Source organism: Kitasatospora sp. NPDC036755, from assembly GCF_040636595.1.
In the GTDB taxonomy this organism is placed as follows: Bacteria; Actinomycetota; Actinomycetes; order Streptomycetales; family Streptomycetaceae; genus Kitasatospora.
The window spans coordinates 1-4,827 of sequence record NZ_JBEZUT010000474.1 but is presented as its reverse complement, the minus strand read 5'-3'; the positions used below and the strand labels follow the sequence as shown (position 1 = coordinate 4,827).

Annotated in this window: 5 protein-coding genes and 1 pseudogene; 1 reads left to right on the top strand and 5 read right to left on the bottom strand. The window is 75.6% G+C overall.

Annotated elements, in window-relative coordinates; genetic code table 11:
* From AB0E96_RS38260 to AB0E96_RS38245, 4 genes and pseudogenes are all read right to left on the bottom strand, one after another.
* Nucleotides 1-306 (bottom strand): annotated as a pseudogene (locus tag AB0E96_RS38260) (mannose-6-phosphate isomerase); the annotation flags it as partial.
* An 80-nt stretch (nucleotides 307-386) separates the two neighbouring features.
* Nucleotides 387-569, bottom strand: coding sequence for a Trm112 family protein (locus AB0E96_RS38255; RefSeq protein ID WP_359831018.1), 183 nt, complete (start codon nucleotides 567-569; stop codon nucleotides 387-389).
* A gap of 109 nt (nucleotides 570-678) precedes the next feature.
* Nucleotides 679-2,064: a phosphomannomutase/phosphoglucomutase gene (locus AB0E96_RS38250; protein ID WP_359831016.1), complete on the bottom strand. Its 1,386-nt coding sequence runs from the start codon at nucleotides 2,062-2,064 to the stop codon at nucleotides 679-681.
* 127 nt (nucleotides 2,065-2,191) lie between these two features.
* On the bottom strand, nucleotides 2,192-2,557 hold the full coding sequence (locus tag AB0E96_RS38245; protein WP_359831014.1) for a DUF3499 domain-containing protein: 366 nt from the start codon (nucleotides 2,555-2,557) through the stop codon (nucleotides 2,192-2,194).
* A 164-nt stretch (nucleotides 2,558-2,721) separates the two neighbouring features.
* On the opposite strand from AB0E96_RS38245, the gene AB0E96_RS38240 reads away from it, so the two are divergent.
* The gene (locus AB0E96_RS38240; RefSeq protein ID WP_359831012.1) at nucleotides 2,722-3,174 is read left to right on the top strand and encodes a metallopeptidase family protein; all 453 of its coding nucleotides are present in this window, start codon (nucleotides 2,722-2,724) and stop codon (nucleotides 3,172-3,174) included.
* Nucleotides 3,175-3,215: 41 nt separating this feature from the next.
* Here the strand turns inward: AB0E96_RS38240 and AB0E96_RS38235 are convergent, their stop codons facing one another.
* A complete protein-coding gene (locus AB0E96_RS38235; RefSeq protein ID WP_359831020.1) occupies nucleotides 3,216-4,766 on the bottom strand; it encodes a DUF5719 family protein in 1,551 nt (516 codons plus the stop codon).
* Nucleotides 4,767-4,827: the final 61 nt, after the last annotated feature.

The window sequence follows — 4,827 nt, the reverse complement described above, 5'->3', positions numbered from 1 at the left end:
GGCGGATCGCGCCAGAGCACCTCCTCCAGCGCGTCGGAGACGGTCAGCCGCCCGCCGGTGAGGGTGGCCCGTGGCCGTGCCGGCCAGCGCGGACAGCATCTCGGCGGCGGTCAGCGCACTGCCGTGCCCGGCCACCAGGACGGCACGCGGCCGGCCGTCCGGCCGCAGCCGGTCGAGGCCGGCCGTCTCCGCCTGCCGCAGCGCGGTGCGGACCCGCGCCCCGGCACCGGCCAGAGCCAGCAGGGCGCGGTCGTGGTCGGCGCGCTGGAGCGCGGCCGGGTCGTCGAGCAGGGTGTCGTCGAGCATGCGGCGAACCTCCGGCTGCGGTCCTGGGGCGCGCGCTCCGCTGCGCGCCGGGCGGTCGGGGTGGGGCTTCGCCCCCAGGATCAGGCCGGGCGGCGGGCCTCGTCCACCAGGAGGACCGGAATGCCCTCGCGGACCGGGTACGCGAGACCGCAGTCGGCGCCGGTGCAGACCAGCTCGGGCTGCTCCTCGGTGCCGCCCTCGGCGACCGCGGCCCGGCACTGCGGGCAGACCAGGATCTCCAGCAGGAAGGATTCGAGCTTCATGGGGCTCTCCAAAGTTCGGGGGTGGCACGGAGGTGCCCCGGCCGATAGGAAACCCTACCGGCCGGGGCACCGGGCGCGGAGATCAGCCGCCCCACCGGGGCGGACCGGCTCAGCCGCGGACGACAGCCAGGACGCCGTCGCGCAGTTCGGCCATCCGCGCCGGGTCCTTGGCCTCGACGTTCAGGCGCAGCAGCGGCTCGGTGTTGGAGGCGCGCAGGTTGAACCACCAGTCCGGGCCGGCCACCGTCAGGCCGTCCAGCTCGTCGACCGTGGTGTCCTCCCCGCCGGCGTAGGCGGCGCGGACGGCGGCGGTGCTGGCGGCCTGGTCGGCCACGGTGCTGTTGATCTCGCCGGAGGCGGCGTAGCGGTCGTACTCGGCGGTGAGCTCGGACAGCGCGGCCGGCTGCCCGCCGAGCGCGGCGAGCACGTGCAGCGCGGCCAGCATGCCGGTGTCGGCGCGCCAGAAGTCGCGGAAGTAGTAGTGCGCGGAGTGCTCGCCGCCGAAGACGGCGTCGGTCTCGGCCATCTCCTGCTTGATGAAGGAGTGGCCGACCCGGGTGCGCACCGGCTTGGCGCCGAGCTCCCTGACCACCTCGGGGACGGTCCAGGAGGTGATCAGGTTGTGGATGACGGTCGGCTCGGCCTCGCCGGCGGCGCGGGCGCGGGCGATCTCGCGGACGGCGACCAGGGCGGTGATCGCCGACGGGGAGACCGGCTCGCCGCGCTCGTCCACGACGAAGCAGCGGTCGGCGTCGCCGTCGAAGGCCAGGCCCACGTCGGCGCCGACCTCGCGGACCTTGGCCTGGAGGTCGACCAGGTTCTTCGGGTCGAGCGGGTTGGCCTCGTGGTTCGGGAAGGTGCCGTCCAGCTCGAAGTACATCGGGACGAGCTCGATCGGCAGGCCGTCGAAGACGGTCGGCACGGTGTGGCCGCCCATGCCGTTGCCGGCGTCCACCGCGACCTTGAGCGGGCGGATCGCGGTCAGGTCGACCAGGCCCAGCAGGTGGTCGGCGTAGCCGCGCAGGGTGTCCTGGGCGGACAGCGAGCCCGGCTCCACGTCCTTGGCGGGCACGGTGACGGTGTCGTCCTCGGCCGTCCAGGACTCGACCAGCTCGCGGATCTCGGACAGGCCGGTGTCCTGGCCGACCGGGGCGGCGCCGGCCCGGCACAGCTTGATGCCGTTGTACTGGGCCGGGTTGTGGCTGGCGGTGAACATCGCGCCGGGCAGGTCGAGCTTGCCGCTGGCGTAGTAGAGCTGGTCGGTGGAGCACAGCCCGATCTGCACCACGTCGGCGCCGTAGGCGGCGGCGCCCTCGGCGAAGGCCAGGCTCAGCGACGGCGAGGAGGGGCGCATGTCGTGCCCGACCACGATCGCGGACGCGCCGGTGACCTGCACGAACGCGGCACCGAAGGCCCGGGACAGGCTCTCGTCCCACTGGTCCGGGACGACGCCTCGGACGTCGTACGCCTTCACGAGCTGCTTGAGGTCGCGCACTGCGGCTCCACCCTGGTCTTGGACTGATCACGGAACGTCGGGCCACCGCACGTCCGGTCGACGGGCGCGGTGACGGTAGACGGGCAGCGTACCCGGGTCGGACGAACGCCCCGTGCCGGGTGAGTCCTCAGTTGTCGGGCGAGCGCAGCACCCGGAGGTGGCCGCGGCGGCCGCCCTCGGTGGAATCGCCCTCGGGGCCGCGGCCCTGACGGGGGGTCTGCGGACGGGCGGCCTCGCGCACGGCGTTGGCCAGCGCCTCCAGGTCGTCGCTGCTGCGGCGCAGCGGCCCGGCCTCGGCGATGAGCCGGACGACCTCCCAGCCGCGCGGGGCGGTGAGGCGCTCGGCGTGCTCGGCGCACAGGTCGTAGCAGTGCGGCTCGGCGTAGGTGGCGAGCGGTCCGAGGACGGCGGTGGAGTCCGCGTAGACGTACGTCAGCGTCGCGACGGCCGGCCGGCCGCACGCGGTCCGCGAACAACGACGTACAGAGCTCACGAGGGTGGACGGTACCGCACTCCCCGCCGGGGAGCGAAGACCGCCTGCCCGGAAGGGGTGCCGTGTCGCCCCTCGGGCGCCGGGGCCGCGTATCCAACGCCCCGTGCGATTCCCGGTCGGAGTGGTCCACTTCCGACCGTCCAAGGACTACCCTCGGCAGTGATATGGACAGCTCCGCACCGCAGTCATCGACAGGCCCGGCGCGCCGCCCCCGGCACCGCGACCGGCACGGGCGGGGCCTGCGCGGGCCGCTGGCGCCGCCGCAGGTACCGATCTCGCTCACCCGTTCCGAACTGTTCGACGACTACGTCCGGGAGTCGGTGGAGCGTCTCGAACGGCGCTGGCCGCAGTTGATCGAGGTGGAGTTCGCCGTCCAGGAGGTGCCGCTGCACGAGCCGGACGGCGCCGACGCCGAGGACGGCGTGCCGCTGGGGCGGGTGTCGCCGGCCCAGCAGGGGCGCAAGAGCCAGATCGTGGTGTACCGGCGGCCGGTGGAGATCCGGGCGAAGACCCGGGAGGACCGCGCGGCGCTGGTGCACGAGATCCTGATCGAGCAGGTCGCCGAGCTGCTGGGGCTGTCGCCGGACGCCATCGACCCGCGCTACGACGAGGACTGATCCCTCCGGGGCGGCACCGGCGGTGCCGCCCCGGAGGCCGCTCAGCGCAGGACGACGCCCGGGTCCTGGCGGGCCTGCGGCACCTTGACGGTGCTGCGGTCGTCGCGCAGCGCCTGGACGGTGAACATCGGCACGTCCTTGGCCGGCAGGGACAGCATCCGGGCGGCCACCACCGGGCCGCCGGAGACGGTCTCCACGGTGAGCGCGAAGACGCCGTTCAACCCGGCGGGCTCGGGCGCCGGCAGCGCGACCGTGCCGCCGGCCGGGACCTGGACCTCCTTGGTGGCCGGGGTGCCGCCGCCGCTGCCGGCCGAGGCGGTGACCCGGACGGTGGCGGCCTCGCCGCTGGAGGTCAGGTAGAGCGTGGAGGCGCCGCCCCGGTTGTCGGCGACGGTGGCCCGGGCGCCGACCGGGTCGCTGCCGGTCAGCCAGGCCGCGTCGGTCTTGCCGTTGGCCGCCGCCCGGTCGATCCGCAGCCCGGCCACGATCGGGGTGCGGTGCTTGTCGTCGCTGGGCGACAGGCGCAGCCCGGCGACCTCGTCCCGGGTGACCTTGCCGAGGTCGACGGCGGCCACCATGCCCGCCTTGACGTGGATCGTCTCGTTGCCGGCCGGGCTGAACCAGCCGTTCTTGCCGGACAGCTGGATCTTCAGGTCGGCGTCGTCCTCCGGCGGCGCCCAGACCACCAGCCGGGCGGAGGCGGTGTCGGCGGGCAGGCCGGGCAGCACCTGGACGGGGGCCGGGTCGGCCGAGGCCGGGACCCAGTCGGCGCCCTTGCCGCCGTCGGCGGCGTGCAGCGCGGCGCCGACCCGTCCCGAGCGCACCACCACGTGCACCGCGAGGTCGGCGACCGCGCCCTTGCTGAGGGTCGACAGCAGGACGGACTGGGAGCTGCCGGGCGCCACGGTGATCCCGTTGGCGGCGTCGTTGTCGATCAGGCCCTTGTCGCCGTACAGCTTGATGTCCACCACCGCGGCGGAGGACTCGGTGTTGACCAGGCTGAGGTAGTCGACCCGGTCGCCGGCGGTGCTCGCCCCGGCGAACCAGAAGCTCGTCGCGGCCGGGGTGCAGGTGAGGCCGGACAGGCCGAGGCCGCGCTGCTCGGTGACCACCGTGGTCTGGGTGACGGTGAAGCCGGGGGCGAGGGCCCCGGTGGCGACGGCCCCGGTGCCGGGCGCGGCGTCGCCGTTGGCGGCCGGGCCGGTGACCGGGGTGCCGGGCTTGGTGACGGTCAGCCGGGCGTCGGCGGGCGCCGCGTCCTTGTCCTGGGCCGGGGTGCTCGGGGCGCCCGAACCGCTCGGGGCCGGGGCGGCGGGCGTCGCCGGGGCCGCGGGGGCCGCGGTCGGCTGGGCGGCGGGCACCGCGGGCGCGGCCGCGTCGGACAGCCAGCCGGCCCCGCCGGTGGCGGAGCCCGTCCCGGGCGGGGTGTAGGCGGTGAGCGTGGTCGACCCGGTCAGGCCCTGGATCGGCTGCGGGCAGACCGCCGACGTCCGCTCGACCTGCGCGGTGACCGGGGCGGCCGCGGCACCCGCCTTGGCCGGGGCGGCCGGCGGGCGCGCCTCGGCGATCCCGAACACCGCCGCCAGCACCACGGCGGCGGCGAGCAGGGACGGCGTGGTCCTGGCCGCACCGCCGGCTCCGGAACCTCCGGCC

Coding starts and splice junctions, on each gene's coding strand:
- AB0E96_RS38255 (WP_359831018.1), bottom strand. CDS start 569: ATGAAGCTCGAATCCTTCCTGCTGGAGATCCTGGTCTGCCCGCAGTGC.
- AB0E96_RS38240 (WP_359831012.1), top strand. CDS start 2,722: ATGGACAGCTCCGCACCGCAGTCATCGACAGGCCCGGCGCGCCGCCCC.